The sequence below is a fragment of the Escherichia sp. MR genome (genome assembly GCF_005280595.1).
In the GTDB taxonomy this organism is placed as follows: domain Bacteria; phylum Pseudomonadota; class Gammaproteobacteria; order Enterobacterales; family Enterobacteriaceae; genus Escherichia; species Escherichia ruysiae.
The window spans coordinates 15,834-30,227 of record NZ_SZVK01000026.1 but is presented as its reverse complement, the minus strand read 5'-3'; the positions used below and the strand labels follow the sequence as shown (position 1 = coordinate 30,227).

Annotated in this window: 16 protein-coding genes, 1 pseudogene and 1 other annotated feature; of the genes and pseudogenes, 12 read left to right on the top strand and 5 right to left on the bottom strand. The window is 50.8% G+C overall.

Going from position 1 to position 14,394, the window contains the following annotated elements:
• Positions 1–15: 15 nt before the first annotated feature.
• From gyrB to yidA, 3 genes are all read left to right on the top strand, one after another.
• Positions 16–2,430, top strand: coding sequence for a DNA topoisomerase (ATP-hydrolyzing) subunit B (gene gyrB / locus FC814_RS12760; protein WP_137326019.1), 2,415 nt, complete (start codon positions 16–18; stop codon positions 2,428–2,430).
• A gap of 233 nt (positions 2,431–2,663) precedes the next feature.
• A complete protein-coding gene (locus FC814_RS12755) occupies positions 2,664–3,062 on the top strand; it encodes a YidB family protein (RefSeq protein WP_000522198.1) in 399 nt (132 codons plus the stop codon).
• A 114-nt stretch (positions 3,063–3,176) separates the two neighbouring features.
• The gene (gene yidA / locus FC814_RS12750; protein WP_137326018.1) at positions 3,177–3,989 is read left to right on the top strand and encodes a sugar-phosphatase; all 813 of its coding nucleotides are present in this window, start codon (positions 3,177–3,179) and stop codon (positions 3,987–3,989) included.
• A 45-nt stretch (positions 3,990–4,034) separates the two neighbouring features.
• Here yidA and yidX read toward each other — a convergent pair whose 3' ends face one another.
• Positions 4,035–4,691 (bottom strand): protein YidX, encoded by a 657-nt coding sequence (gene yidX / locus FC814_RS12745; protein ID WP_137326017.1) that lies wholly within the window; start codon positions 4,689–4,691, stop codon positions 4,035–4,037.
• A gap of 136 nt (positions 4,692–4,827) precedes the next feature.
• Here yidX and FC814_RS23150 point away from each other — a divergent pair.
• A pseudogene (locus FC814_RS23150) lies at positions 4,828–4,941 on the top strand (hypothetical protein); the annotation flags it as partial.
• Here the strand turns inward: FC814_RS23150 and cbrA are convergent.
• Entirely contained in the window at positions 4,902–6,002 is a 1,101-nt protein-coding gene (cbrA, locus tag FC814_RS12740) for a colicin M resistance lipid reductase CbrA (RefSeq protein ID WP_137326016.1), read from the bottom strand. The pseudogene FC814_RS23150 and the gene cbrA overlap by 40 nt on opposite strands.
• A 100-nt stretch (positions 6,003–6,102) precedes the next feature.
• On the opposite strand from cbrA, the gene FC814_RS12735 reads away from it, so the two are divergent.
• Positions 6,103–7,317 carry a DUF3748 domain-containing protein gene (locus tag FC814_RS12735; RefSeq protein ID WP_205713602.1) on the top strand — a complete coding sequence of 405 codons (1,215 nt, stop codon included), beginning with the start codon at positions 6,103–6,105 and terminating at the stop codon, positions 7,315–7,317.
• On the opposite strand, the gene FC814_RS12730 is transcribed toward FC814_RS12735, so the two are convergent.
• Entirely contained in the window at positions 7,318–7,650 is a 333-nt protein-coding gene (locus FC814_RS12730; RefSeq protein WP_064732606.1) for a YceK/YidQ family lipoprotein, read from the bottom strand.
• Between the two features lie 238 nt (positions 7,651–7,888).
• Positions 7,889–7,961 (top strand) — a sequence feature (ROSE (Repression Of Heat Shock gene Expression) occurs in the 5'-region of heat shock genes and acts as an RNA thermometer to modulate expression.).
• Between FC814_RS12730 and ibpA the strand changes: the two genes are divergently transcribed.
• The 6 genes from ibpA to FC814_RS12700 all read left to right on the top strand — a co-directional run bounded on the left by ibpA (position 7,955) and on the right by FC814_RS12700 (position 12,108).
• Positions 7,955–8,368: a small heat shock chaperone IbpA gene (gene ibpA, locus FC814_RS12725; RefSeq protein WP_001243437.1), complete on the top strand. Its 414-nt coding sequence runs from the start codon at positions 7,955–7,957 to the stop codon at positions 8,366–8,368. Its footprint overlaps the feature before it by 7 nt.
• A 111-nt stretch (positions 8,369–8,479) precedes the next feature.
• Positions 8,480–8,908, top strand: a complete 429-nt coding sequence (gene ibpB / locus FC814_RS12720) for a small heat shock chaperone IbpB (RefSeq protein WP_001243431.1) — start codon at positions 8,480–8,482, stop codon at positions 8,906–8,908.
• Positions 8,909–9,103: 195 nt separating this feature from the next.
• Positions 9,104–10,765, top strand: a complete 1,662-nt coding sequence (locus tag FC814_RS12715) for a putative transporter (protein ID WP_024165177.1) — start codon at positions 9,104–9,106, stop codon at positions 10,763–10,765.
• A gap of 149 nt (positions 10,766–10,914) precedes the next feature.
• Positions 10,915–11,262: a YidH family protein gene (locus tag FC814_RS12710; protein WP_085461480.1), complete on the top strand. Its 348-nt coding sequence runs from the start codon at positions 10,915–10,917 to the stop codon at positions 11,260–11,262.
• Positions 11,252–11,614 (top strand): DUF202 domain-containing protein, encoded by a 363-nt coding sequence (locus FC814_RS12705; RefSeq protein WP_001113440.1) that lies wholly within the window; start codon positions 11,252–11,254, stop codon positions 11,612–11,614. Before FC814_RS12710 ends, FC814_RS12705 begins: the two co-directional genes overlap by 11 nt.
• The gene (locus FC814_RS12700; protein WP_000148080.1) at positions 11,611–12,108 is read left to right on the top strand and encodes a radical SAM protein; all 498 of its coding nucleotides are present in this window, start codon (positions 11,611–11,613) and stop codon (positions 12,106–12,108) included. Before FC814_RS12705 ends, FC814_RS12700 begins: the two co-directional genes overlap by 4 nt.
• 6 nt (positions 12,109–12,114) lie before the next feature.
• On the opposite strand, the gene emrD is transcribed toward FC814_RS12700, so the two are convergent.
• Entirely contained in the window at positions 12,115–13,299 is a 1,185-nt protein-coding gene (emrD, locus tag FC814_RS12695; protein WP_024212485.1) for a multidrug efflux MFS transporter EmrD, read from the bottom strand.
• Positions 13,300–13,581: 282 nt separating this feature from the next.
• A complete protein-coding gene (gene tisB, locus FC814_RS12685; protein ID WP_000060506.1) occupies positions 13,582–13,671 on the bottom strand; it encodes a type I toxin-antitoxin system toxin TisB in 90 nt (29 codons plus the stop codon).
• Positions 13,672–14,233: 562 nt separating this feature from the next.
• On the opposite strand from tisB, the gene ivbL reads away from it, so the two are divergent.
• On the top strand, positions 14,234–14,332 hold the full coding sequence (gene ivbL / locus FC814_RS12680; protein WP_016159932.1) for an ilvB operon leader peptide IvbL: 99 nt from the start codon (positions 14,234–14,236) through the stop codon (positions 14,330–14,332).
• The last annotated feature ends 62 nt before the right edge of the window (positions 14,333–14,394 follow it).

The following is a 14,394-nucleotide window of genomic DNA, read 5'->3' as shown; positions in this document are numbered from 1 at the left end:
GAGCGAGAAACGTTGATGTCGAATTCTTATGACTCCTCCAGTATCAAAGTCCTGAAAGGGCTGGATGCGGTGCGTAAGCGCCCTGGTATGTATATCGGCGACACGGATGACGGCACCGGTCTGCACCACATGGTATTCGAGGTGGTAGATAACGCTATCGACGAAGCGCTCGCGGGTCACTGTAAAGAAATTATCGTCACCATTCACGCCGATAACTCTGTCTCTGTACAGGATGATGGGCGCGGCATTCCGACCGGTATTCACCCGGAAGAGGGCGTATCGGCGGCGGAAGTGATCATGACCGTCCTGCACGCGGGCGGTAAATTTGACGATAACTCCTATAAAGTGTCCGGCGGTCTGCACGGCGTTGGTGTTTCGGTAGTAAACGCCCTGTCGCAAAAACTGGAGCTGGTTATCCAGCGTGAAGGTAAAATTCACCGTCAGATCTACGAGCACGGCGTACCGCAGGCACCGCTGGCGGTTACCGGCGATACTGATAAAACCGGCACTATGGTTCGTTTCTGGCCAAGCCTCGAAACGTTCACCAATGTGACCGAGTTTGAATATGAAATTCTGGCGAAACGTCTGCGTGAGTTGTCGTTCCTCAACTCCGGCGTTTCCATTCGTCTGCGCGACAAGCGCGACGGCAAAGAAGACCACTTCCACTATGAAGGCGGCATCAAGGCGTTCGTTGAATATCTGAACAAGAACAAAACGCCGATCCACCCGAATATCTTCTACTTCTCCACCGAAAAAGACGGTATTGGCGTCGAAGTGGCATTGCAGTGGAACGATGGCTTCCAGGAAAACATCTACTGCTTTACTAACAACATTCCGCAGCGTGACGGCGGTACTCACCTGGCAGGCTTCCGTGCGGCGATGACCCGTACCCTGAACGCCTACATGGACAAAGAAGGCTACAGCAAAAAAGCCAAAGTCAGCGCCACCGGTGACGATGCGCGTGAAGGCCTGATTGCGGTCGTTTCCGTGAAAGTGCCGGATCCGAAATTTTCCTCCCAGACCAAAGACAAACTGGTTTCTTCTGAGGTGAAATCGGCGGTAGAACAGCAGATGAACGAACTGCTGGCAGAATACCTGCTGGAAAACCCAACCGACGCGAAAATCGTGGTCGGCAAAATCATTGATGCCGCTCGTGCGCGTGAAGCTGCGCGTCGCGCCCGTGAAATGACCCGTCGTAAAGGCGCGCTGGACTTAGCTGGCCTGCCGGGCAAACTGGCGGACTGTCAGGAGCGCGACCCGGCGCTTTCCGAACTGTACCTTGTGGAAGGGGACTCTGCGGGCGGCTCTGCGAAGCAGGGGCGTAACCGCAAGAACCAGGCGATTCTGCCGCTGAAGGGTAAAATCCTCAACGTTGAGAAAGCCCGTTTCGATAAGATGCTTGCTTCCCAGGAAGTGGCGACGCTTATCACCGCACTTGGTTGTGGTATTGGTCGTGACGAATACAATCCGGACAAACTGCGTTATCACAGCATCATTATCATGACCGATGCGGACGTCGACGGCTCGCACATTCGTACATTGCTGTTGACCTTCTTCTATCGTCAGATGCCGGAAATCATCGAACGCGGTCATGTCTACATTGCTCAGCCGCCGCTGTACAAAGTGAAGAAAGGCAAGCAGGAGCAGTACATTAAAGACGATGAAGCGATGGATCAGTACCAAATTTCTATCGCTCTGGATGGTGCATCTTTGCATACCAACGCCAATGCACCAGCTTTAGCTGGTGAAGCGTTAGAAAAACTGGTGTCGGAGTACAATGCGGCGCAGAAAATGATCGTTCGCATGGAACGTCGCTATCCGAAAGCAATGCTGAAAGAGCTTATCTATCAGCCGACGCTGACGGAAGCCGACCTCTCTGATGAGCAGACTGTTACCCGCTGGGTGAACGCGCTGGTCAGCGAACTGAACGACAAAGAACAGCACGGCAGCCAGTGGAAGTTTGATGTCCACACCAATGCCGAGAAAAACCTGTTCGAGCCGATTGTTCGCGTGCGTACCCACGGCGTGGATACTGACTATCCGCTGGATCACGAGTTTATCACCGGCGGCGAATATCGTCGTATCTGCACGCTGGGCGAGAAACTGCGCGGTCTGCTGGAAGATGATGCGTTTATCGAACGTGGCGAGCGTCGTCAGCCGGTAGCCAGCTTCGAGCAGGCGCTGGACTGGCTGGTGAAAGAGTCCCGTCGCGGCCTCTCCATCCAGCGTTATAAAGGTCTGGGCGAGATGAACCCGGAACAGTTGTGGGAAACCACAATGGATCCGGAAAGCCGCCGTATGCTGCGCGTTACCGTTAAAGATGCGATTGCCGCCGACCAATTGTTCACCACGCTGATGGGCGACGCCGTAGAACCGCGCCGTGCGTTTATCGAAGAAAACGCCCTGAAAGCGGCGAATATCGATATTTAAAATGCGAGCGTGCCTGATGCGCTACGCTTATCAGGCCTACGAAACTTCTGCAATATATTGAATTTGCAATGTTTTGTGGGCCGGATAAGGCGTTCATGCCGCATCCGGCAAGAAGCTATAAGTAATAAAAGGGCGGAGATGATCTCCGCTCTTTTTATTTCTGCAATCCGCAATTATCATCCCGCAGAACTATACTTTTTGAGTCAACACGTAACGCTTTACAGGTGAATATCATGGGGCTTTTTGATGAAGTTGTCGGTGCCTTTCTGAAAGGCGATGCGGGAAAATATCAGGCGATTTTAAGTTGGGTTGAGGAACAGGGAGGCATCCAGGTGCTGCTGGAAAAACTGCAAAGTGGCGGTTTAGGTGCCATTCTCTCAACCTGGTTGAGTAATCAACAGGGCAATCAGCCGGTGAGCGGCGAGCAACTGGAGTCGGCGCTCGGCACAAACGCGGTGTCCGATCTCGGGCAAAAACTCGGCGTAGATACCCGTGCTGCTTCCAGCTTACTGGCGGAACAATTGCCGAAGATTATTGATGCTCTTTCACCGCAGGGTGAAGTGTCACCACAAGCCAATAACGATCTGCTTTCCGCAGGCATGGAGTTGCTGAAAGGGAAACTCTTCCGCTAAGCAAAAGGGGAGCACGCAACACGCGTTGCATCCCCCTTTTCCCTCGGGTGTTGTACTGATTTTTGAGCGGAATCGCGTTAGCATGAGTCAGGAACCAATCTACCTGGGGAACTCATGGCTATCAAACTCATTGCTATCGATATGGATGGCACCCTTCTGCTGCCCGATCACACCATTTCACCCGCCGTTAAAAATGCGATTGCCGCAGCTCGCGCCCGTGGCGTGAATGTCGTACTGACGACGGGGCGCCCTTATGCAGGCGTTCACAACTACCTGAAAGAACTGCATATGGAACAGCCGGGCGACTACTGCATTACTTACAATGGCGCGCTGGTGCAGAAAGCCGCTGATGGTAGCACCGTGGCGCAAACAGCCCTGAGCTATGATGACTACCGTTTCCTGGAAAAACTCTCTCGTGAAGTCGGTTCCCATTTCCACGCGCTGGATCGCACCACGCTGTACACCGCCAACCGTGACATCAGCTATTACACGGTGCACGAATCATTTGTTGCCACCATTCCGCTGGTGTTCTGCGAGGCGGAGAAAATGAACCCTGACACCCAGTTCCTGAAAGTGATGATGATTGATGAACCCGCCATCCTCGACCATGCCATCGCGCGCATTCCGCAGGAAGTAAAAGAGAAATACACCGTGCTGAAAAGTGCGCCGTACTTCCTCGAAATCCTCGATAAACGCGTCAATAAAGGCACTGGCGTGAAATCGCTGGCGGAAGTGCTTGGCATTAAACCGGAAGAAATTATGGCGATTGGCGATCAGGAAAACGACATCGCAATGATTGAATACGCAGGCGTTGGTGTGGCGATGGATAACGCTATTCCTTCGGTGAAAGAAGTGGCGAACTTTGTCACTAAATCCAACCTTGAAGATGGCGTGGCGTTTGCAATCGAAAAGTATGTGCTGAATTAATCAGTAAGCGGGCAAACAGCATAAACGCGTTTGCCCGCTTACTGATTATTGGTTTACTGCATATACAACCAGAAATTGCAGCGGTGCAGTAATGATGTCCAGCGTAACAGTCACTGGCAGTAATGCTGCGGAAACACCATCCGGAATGCCTCTGGGTGAATAGTATTCATAAAATCGCACTTTAAATGGATGGTAGAACGCCATCACCTTTGAGTAATCCATGTTTTTATTTTTCTCATGGATTGTGCCTTTTAGGTTTTCCAGTGACCTAGTACAGTGTTGAACACCACAGGCAAAATCATAATGCGTTGCCAGTGCCTTTTCTTCTTCGTTATTCCAGTAGTAGTAAAGCGATATTGTGCCGGTAAATTTCTTTTTCCCCGCATTTAAAACAAATCTTGCGTCATCAGCAACCTGAATATTGTGCCGGTTAAGTGCTGGATCATTGAGCATCTTAACGATGTCATCGGCACCATCAGTGATAAGGTAATCCAGCGATTCCCCTACAAAAACATAGCCTTTTGTTCCATTACTATCCTTTGCCTGCGATAGCCCCGTGATGGTGTCTGACTGCGATTGATACTTTCCTGAAGTACCCTTTGCGGTATGGGAAACCAGGGCATACGAGATACAGCCCGAAAGCATCAGCGCCAGTGGGAATAAACCGGCAGCCTTAAAAAATCCCTTAAAATTCAAATCCATGATTAATCCTTTAAACAAGATCGCTAAGCCGTTGAAAGCATACTCTTCTTTCCCTCCTGTTTAGCGCCTGATCTCCCTTTTCAGATTTCTGCCCGATATAAGACCTTTTCTTATGAGGTGTTCTTTTGTGGACTAATATCTGTTGCAAGGCTATGGCTTCGCCCCGGCACTGGTTTATATCTCCGCCGTCGCGTTGATTGGCGCGCTCTCTTACATCCTGCTGGTGGGCGATGTGAAGCGCGTTGGATAATCTTTCAACTGTGGAATATGCGCCACACCACTGCGCATAATCCACTTTCTTAAGGCAGGTGCAGTCAAGCATCGGCTTTTTACTATCTTGCCGAAGAGTTTTAAACGCAGTTTGCGGGTGGCGCGCCAGTAAGCGGCGTTGCTCTTCTCCGGCTGCTTCAGTAACACCGAACGCAGAATCTCTGCGCTATCCAGCGCATAGCTAATCCCCTCCAGCGAGCTGGCGCTGATAAATCCCGCCGCTTCGCCAATCAGAAAGGCGTTGTCCTTACCGCAGACAAAATCCTGCCAGCGTGAGGGAAACAGCACCGTGCATTTTTCACTTTTCACCGCTTTGCCAAACTGGAACTGAAAGGCGTTCATTTTCTCTTTCAGCGCCGCGAAACGCGCCTGACCGTCTTTCATTGGATAGGCACCGCCAAAGATAAAATAACCGTCTTTGCTGATACTCCATGAATAACAGTCCGTTATCGCATTATCAAAGATGCAGGAGTAGAACGGCACCGGATGCTTCTCTGCGAACCACTGCTGGATAGCGACATATTTACGAATCTGATGATCCGGATAAAGATGTCGCCGCACCATCGAGTTTGCGCCATCGGCACCCACCAGATAACGGGCGGTAATATGCTGCTCCCAGCCGTCTGCACGAAAAATGACATGCCATTTATCATCCTCACGCCAGATTTTTCGACACAGGCTGTCGTGGTAAACCTCAACGCTGGCGGGGATCAGCGACTTCATCCACAAGTCGAAGGCATGGCGATTAATATTGATATAGCTCCGCTGGTAGTTACGCGTGAGCGATGCGGCGACGTCGACGGTTTTGACGCTGAAAATCTGCGGATTGGCGATCACATCGACAGGAAGCGTCAGTCCATCGCGAATAAAAGAACGCTGCGCGTCCGGTGCCAGCAGACCACCACAAGGCTTGCTGAAACCTTCAGTACCGCACTGGTGCTTTTTATCCAGCGCGATCACCTGCATTTTGCCTGCTAACTGCCGCGCCAACGCCGACCCCGCCGGGCCGAGGCCAATAATCGCCACGTCGAAATGTTCCATCTTTTTACTCACATTCATCACGATGGCAAAAGACTATTGTCTGAAAGTGAAGTCCTTGTGAAGTATGATGGCGGGAAACGTTTTGTATCAGGATCACGCCATGAAACAACTCACCAACGCTTCACGAAATCACCTGCTCACCAATACCAATACCTGGACACCCGACAGCCAGTGGCTGGTGTTTGATGTGCGTCCTTCTGGCGCGTCGTTTACCGGCGAGACCATTGAGCGCGTGAATATCCATACCGGCGAGGTCGAGGTTATCTACCGGGCGTCACAGGGCGCACACGTCGGCGTGGTGACCGTTCATCCGAAGTCAGAGAAATATGTCTTCATCCACGGCCCTGAAAATCCTGATGAAACATGGCATTACGATTTCCATCACCGCCGTGGCGTGATTGTTGAAAGTGGAAAGGTGAGTAATCTCGATGCAATGGATATTACCGTTCCGTACACCCCAGGGGCGCTACGCGGCGGCAGCCATGTGCATGTTTTTAGCCCGAACGGTGAAATGGTGAGTTTTACCTATAACGACCATGTAATGCATGAACTCGATTCGGCGCTGGATTTGCGAAACGTCGGGGTTGCCGTACCGTTTGGCCCGGTCAACGTACAAAAGCAGCATCCGCGTGAATACAGCGGTAGCCACTGGTGCGTGCTGGTGAGTAAAACTACGCCCGCGCCGCAGCCTGGCAGTGATGAAATCAATCGCGCTTATGAAGAGGGATGGGTAGGAAATCACGCGCTGGCGTTTATTGGCGACACGCTTTCGCCAAAGGGCGAGAAAGTACCGGAGCTGTTTATCGTTGAGTTACCGCAAGATGAAGCTGGCTGGAAAGCAGCTGGTGGTGCGCCGTTAAGCGGAACGGAAACAACCCTGCCCGCGCCGCCGCGTGGCGTCGTGCAGCGACGTTTAACCTTTACACACCATCGGGCTTATCCGGGGTTAGTCAACGTCCCGCGCCACTGGGTGCGCTGTAATCCACAGGGTACGCAAATCGCGTTTTTAATGCGTGATGATAACGGCATTGTGCAACTGTGGCTTATCTCGCCACAGGGAGGCGAGCCGCGCCAGTTAACCCATAACAAAACGGATATCCAGTCTGCATTTAACTGGCATCCATCAGGAGAGTGGCTGGGAGTTGTGCTGGATAACCGCATTGCCTGCGTACATGCGCAAAGCGGTGAAGTTGAGTATTTAACTGATAATCACGCCAACCCACCTTCGGCAGACGCCGCGGTCTTCTCGCCGGACGGTAAATGGCTGGCGTGGATGGAAGCAGGTCAGCTGTGGATCACCGAAACGGGTCGCTAGTCAGTTCGCTGGCATTCTGGCTGGTGGAATAACGGCATTGATGGCTTGCGCGTCGGCTTCGCTTTTTTCCACGCGCGAGCGCACCGAACTGTCTTTGCGGAACGCATCCCACGGCAGCAAAAGTGTGTCCATGACTGCGGTAAATGGCATATCGAGAATCGCCAGCGATTTGGTTCCCCAGTTTGTTGTGTCATCGCCAATCATGGTGACACTGGCGCGGGTGCCGGGATACGTTCCCTCCTTACCTCCGGTATGGGACATTACGCTGGAGCATCCTCCGAGTAATGTCATTCCGCTGCATATCATGGACGCTAACAACACATTTCTTATCATAATAAATTCATCTGTTAATCGTGGGTGTTGGCATGATGTGTTATAGCGATCCCTTGCCGAAAATAACATCATCATCATGTCGCACTGTGGCGGCTATCGCACTTTAACGTTTCGTGCTGTCCTCCAGTCTATGCAATAGACCACAAACTGCAAAAAAAAGTCCGTTGGAAAGGCTTGAAAAGTGCATATCCAGACCCATTTTTATACCGTAACTGATGAGAGCGCGCCTGATGGGTGTTCTGGCTACCCGACCTGTCCATTGTGGAAGGTCTTATATTCTCGCTGATTTCAGGAGCTATTGATTATGCGTAACTTTGATTTGTCCCCGCTTTACCGTTCTGCTATTGGATTTGACCGTTTGTTTAACCACTTAGAAAACAACCAGAGCCAGAGTAATGGTGGCTACCCTCCGTATAACGTTGAGCTGGTAGACGAAAACCATTACCGCATTGCTATCGCTGTCGCGGGGTTTGCTGAGAGTGAACTGGAAATTACCGCCCAGGACAATCTGTTGGTGGTGAAAGGTGCCCATGCTGACGAACAAAAAGAGCGCACCTATCTGTACCAGGGCATCGCAGAACGCAACTTCGAACGCAAATTCCAGTTAGCCGAGAACATTCATGTTCGTGGCGCTAACCTGGTGAACGGGCTGCTGTATATCGATCTTGAACGCGTGATTCCGGAAGCGAAAAAACCGCGCCGTATCGAAATCAACTAATTCTCTAAGGCCGCCAGGCGCGGCCTGACATTTCCATGCTCGCCGTCAGGGAGCATATGCGAATCTTCGGATTTGCAGGTACTTACTCGCTTCTTAGAAGGAGAAATGACTATGCGTAACTTCGATTTATCCCCACTGATGCGTCAATGGATCGGTTTTGACAAACTGGCTAACGCATTGCAAAACGCCGGTGAAAGCCAGAGCTTCCCGCCGTACAACATTGAGAAAAGCGACGATAACCACTACCGCATAACCCTGGCGTTGGCTGGTTTCCGTCAGGAAGATTTAGAGATTCAACTGGAAGGTACGCGCCTGAGCGTAAAAGGCACGCCTGAGCAGCCAAAAGAAGAGAAAAAATGGTTGCATCAAGGGCTTATGAATCAGCCATTTAGTCTGAGCTTTACGCTGGCTGAAAATATGGAAGTCTCTGGCGCAACCTTCGTTAATGGTTTGCTGCATATTGATTTAATTCGTAATGAGCCTGAACCCATCGCTGCGCAGCGTATCGCTATCAGCGAACGTCCCGCGTTAAATAGCTAATTAGCTATTCTTTTTGCCCCGCCAGCCTGGTGGGGCTTTTTTTATCAACCATCTTCAACTCTGTATTAATTTTCGTCAGGTTAAGATGTTCCGGCACTCTCTTTCCCGTGATAATGTGCGCCATAAGGCAAATCTGCTTCACCGATTCAGCCATAATCCCTGGTAATTAAAATGTTATTTCAAGAGAAATGGACGATGAGTGATATAGCATTAACAGTCAGTATTCTGGCTTTGGTGGCGGTCGTCGGTTTGTTTATCGGCAACGTCAAGTTTCGCGGCATAGGATTAGGCATTGGCGGCGTGCTGTTTGGTGGGATCATCGTCGGCCATTTCGTTTCTCAGGCTGGGATGACATTAAGTAGCGATATGCTGCATGTTATCCAGGAATTTGGCCTGATCCTGTTTGTTTATACCATCGGGATTCAGGTGGGGCCGGGCTTCTTTGCCTCATTGCGCGTCTCCGGGTTACGCCTCAACTTGTTTGCTGTTCTGATAGTCATTATCGGCGGTCTGGTTACTGCAATCTTGCATAAACTTTTCGATATTCCACTGCCTGTGGTGCTGGGGATTTTCTCTGGCGCGGTCACCAATACGCCAGCATTGGGGGCAGGTCAGCAAATCTTACGCGACCTCGGCACACCGATGGAGATGGTCGATCAGATGGGGATGAGTTACGCGATGGCGTATCCATTCGGCATTTGTGGGATTTTGTTCACCATGTGGATGCTGCGGGTTATTTTCCGCGTCAATGTTGAGACTGAGGCCCAGCAGCACGAGTCCACGCGAACCAACGGCGGTGCGCTAATCAGGACGATTAACATCCGTGTTGAAAACCCTAATTTGCATAATTTAGCCATTAAAGATGTGCCAATTCTTAATGGCGATAAAGTTATCTGCTCACGATTGAAACGAGAAGAAACCCTAAAAGTACCTTCGCCAGATACCATTATCCAACTTGGCGATTTGCTGCATCTGGTGGGACAGCCTGCGGATTTGCATAATGCACAGTTGGTGATTGGTCAGGAGGTGGATACTTCGCTATCAACGAAAGGCACCGATTTGCGCGTCGAACGCGTGGTGGTCACCAATGAAAATGTGCTCGGTAAACGTATTCGCGACCTGCACTTTAAAGAACGCTATGACGTTGTTATCTCGCGCCTGAACCGTGCCGGGGTTGAACTGGTCGCCAGTGGCGATATTAGCCTGCAATTTGGCGATATCCTCAACCTGGTGGGGCGGCCTTCTGCTATTGATGCCGTTGCCAATGTATTAGGTAATGCGCAGCAAAAACTGCAACAGGTTCAGATGTTACCGGTGTTTATTGGTATCGGTCTTGGCGTGTTGTTAGGCTCCATTCCCGTGTTTGTGCCTGGATTCCCGGCGGCATTGAAGCTGGGGCTGGCGGGGGGGCCGCTGATTATGGCGCTGATCCTTGGGCGTATTGGCAGTATCGGCAAGCTGTACTGGTTTATGCCACCAAGCGCCAACCTCGCGCTGCGGGAGCTGGGGATCGTACTGTTCCTCTCGGTAGTGGGTCTGAAATCCGGTGGGAATTTTGTCGATACCCTGGTCAATGGCGAAGGACTAAGCTGGATTGGTTATGGTGCCCTGATCACCGCTGTTCCGCTGATTACAGTCGGCATTCTGGCGCGGATGTTAGCCAAAATGAATTATCTCTCGATGTGCGGGATGTTGGCTGGCTCTATGACCGATCCTCCGGCGCTGGCGTTTGCCAATAATCTTCATCCTACCAGCGGTGCGGCGGCGCTCTCTTACGCCACGGTCTATCCGTTAGTCATGTTCCTGCGCATTATCACCCCCCAATTACTGGCGGTGCTCTTCTGGAGTATCGGTTAACTCTTTTCCGGGTGGAGTCGCCGTAAATGGCACTCCACCTGGTATTTCTGAACATCATCGAGCCGCCGGTCAGGAAAGAAAACATCAACCGAAATTCCTAAAAAGAGACGGATAAAACATCGCTATTGTGAAATTGCAAAGGAGCAACAATGAAAATTTCCCGCCTCGGAGAAGCGCCTGATTACCGCTTTTCATTGGCTAATGAACGTACATTTCTGGCGTGGATCCGTACTGCATTAGGGTTTCTGGCAGCAGGTGTGGGGCTGGATCAACTTGCGCCAGACTTCGCCACGCCCGTCATTCGCGAGCTGCTGGCGTTATTGCTATGCTTATTTTCTGGCGGACTGGCAATGTATGGCTACCTGCGCTGGTTACGCAATGAAAAAGCGATGCGTCTGAAAGAAGATTTACCCTACACAAACAGCTTATTAATCATCAGCTTAATATTGATGATCGTGGCGGTGGTCGTTATGGGACTGGTGTTGTATGCCGGATAGCCGCAAAGCCAGACGGATTGCCGACCCAGGCCTTCAGCCGGAACGCACATCGCTGGCATGGTTTCGTACCATGCTGGGCTACGGTGCGTTGATGGCGCTGGCAATCAAACATAACTGGCACCAGTCAGGCATATTGTTCTGGATTTCTATTGGCATCCTCGCCCTTGTGGCACTAATCCTCTGGCGCTATACACGAAATCGTAATTTAATGGATGTGGCTAATAGCGATTTTTCCCAAATTTGCGTAATCCGTGACAAATTTATGATCTCCCTCGCGGTGTTATCTCTCGCAATACTGTTTGCTGTTACGCATATACACCAACTTATCGTATTAATTGAGAGAATCACATGACAGGAAGTCAGGTTATAGATGCTAAAGAGGACAGGCATAAACTGGTTGTAGAGTATAAAGATACATTACAACCAGGTGATTTTTATAAGAATTTAAAACAGAGGGGCATCCGCGCCGTGCAACTCATTCCCCATATAGAATTTAATGACCGAGGCGAGCTGACGGCAGCGTCGGTGACAACCGAGTTATGGGGACAATTTTTAATCGCCCTGTTCGAGTGTTGGGTGCGGACAGATATCAGTCGTATATCAATCGAGCTTTTTGATGTCACGCTGCAAAAATGGTGCGGGAACGAAAGCCAACAACCACAGAGGGGGTGTCAGGAGTGTGACTGGTATCTCCTTTGCCCTCATGCCGGGGATGGTCAGCCGGATAAGGTACTTTGTGCTGGCTATCAGGCTTTTTATTCCCACTCCGCGCCGCACATGCGGGTAATGCGCGACTTGATAAAGCAGCATCGTTCTCCTGTGGAGCTGATGACGATGCTGTGGTGACGTAAGTTAAACGGGCTGTCCCTGCTGCGACATCCGCGTCGCCAGCGGCAGCCAGCACAGCACAATTAACATTCCCATTAAGGTCATCAATAGCCCCAGGCTTCCCTGGCCGGTTTGCGGCAGCATCGCGGAGAGCGACGCCAGCACGCCGGAACCAATGTTTTGCAGACCGCCGACCAGTGCGCCAGCCGTGCCCGCCAGGAAGGGGAAAGGCTCCATCGCGCCGCTGGTTGCCAGCGGAAACAGCATCCCGGCACCGAAAAAGAACAATGCTGCGGGAACGAGCAGTGTCCAGACACTCATTACGCCAAACCAGCTGGGGATCCACATCATCAGTCCTGCCAGCAGGCAACAGATAACGGACTGCCACATTAACGAAGAGAACCGTTTATTCGGGCGTCCGGCAAACCATGCACCGAAAAATGCCGCCGGAATTGGCAGAATAAACAAAATACTGACCGTCATACTGCTCAGCCCTAATACTGCGCCCATCAGCACCCCAGAACAGGCTTCGAAAGCGGCAATCCCTGCCAGACCGCCAATCAGCATCAGTAAATAGCAGTTAAAACCGCCATTTCCAAAGAGCGTTTTATAGCTGGTGAGCAGACGCGTACGCGGTGCATCGACAGGGCGCGTTTCTGGCATCCAGCGTGCCATACTAAAGGTCACACCAGCACAAAGCACCAGTAAAAACAGGTAACAGGCTCGCCAGTTCCACATGGTATCCAGTAGACCGCCAATGAGTGGTGCGAGCAAAGGGCTGACGAGAATACCCATATTTAACATGCTATTAGCGTGGCGTAGCTGTGTCCGTTCATACAAATCACGCGGCAATGTACGCGCCATCACACCACCGACACCGGTTCCCATCCCTTGCATTGCGCTGGCAGTAATCAATACCGTCAGGCTGGAGGTGGTGACCGCAACCAGCGTTGCTAACATAAAAATGGACATTCCGATGAGGATCACCGGGCGGCGACCTACCCTGTCGGAAATTGGGCCATAAAATAGTTGTGAGACACCGTAGGTCAGCAGATAAGCGCCCATTACGCTCTGCACCGCCCCTTCACGGACGTTGAGATCGCGCGCCATATCGGCAATAGCAGGAATATAAATAGTTTGCGCCATCTGACCGACGGCCACGAGTAATACCAACATCAATAATAAATTGACGTTTCTATGCCTTTTCATTATCACAGACGCTTATAAAAATATATTTAGAATAAGTTACTACGCATTCGAATAAATGCGGGAGAGAAATCTATCACATTGATAAATGTTAGCCAGATATATATGAGGAATAGTAATAAGAAAAACGGCAGAATATATAAACAAAAGCGGCAATAAATGTTGCCGGAATAGGGATAAAACCTTAACGCCACATCCGCCAGCATCGCATCCGACACCCATTTGCAAGCAGAATATAAAAGGGGAGCGGTTTCCCGCTCCCCTTTAGTGCGGCTTGAATCTGAATTACTTAAGATATTTCAGAACAGCATCAAGCAGTTGCAGTGCTGCAACAATGAGTTTGAGGATAAGAATGGCGATATCCACCAGGCTCATACGCGTCTCCTGTGGTTCAGGAGCACTACCAGCCGACGTACCTTTCCGCTGCCTGTTGCCAGCTGTTGTGCACGCGGTCTCTCAAGGAGAAACGTTGTGCTGTTGACATAACACAGTGTGCTCACGCGGGGTTAAGGCGCTGACGGCACCACCCGTTTCAGCCAGGACTTAGTGCGCCGGGTAACGATGCGGCCCCGCATAACACATTGCGTACAGTGATATTATAGAGGTGCACTGTATAAATAAACAGTAATTTTTGGACAAATTGCAAACTGTGATCGATACTCGACTATGCGTTAAAAAAGTCAAAATTCGTGCCGAAATTGCGTGTTCTATGCGGAACACGTATACTTTCAGTGTTGACATAATACAGTGTGCTTTGCGGTTACCAGCCGCGAGCGGCTGACGAAACCTCGCTCCGGCGGGGTTTTTTGTTACCTGCGATTCAGTACAAAACGTGATCAATCCCTCAATTTTCCTTTGATGAAAAATTTTCCATTGTCTCCCCTGTAAACCTGTGCTTGTATAAATATTGTTAAACACAAAACCAACAAGGTCCCCAATGACTATTTCCATGCTCAACGCAAAACTACTACCAACTGCGCCATCCGCCGCAGTGGTCGTCGTGCGTGTGGTGGTGGTCGTCGGCAATGCGCCGTAGGGACTGGAACAACACACGATTCCAAAACCCCGCCGGCGCAAACCGGGCGGGGTTTTTCGTTT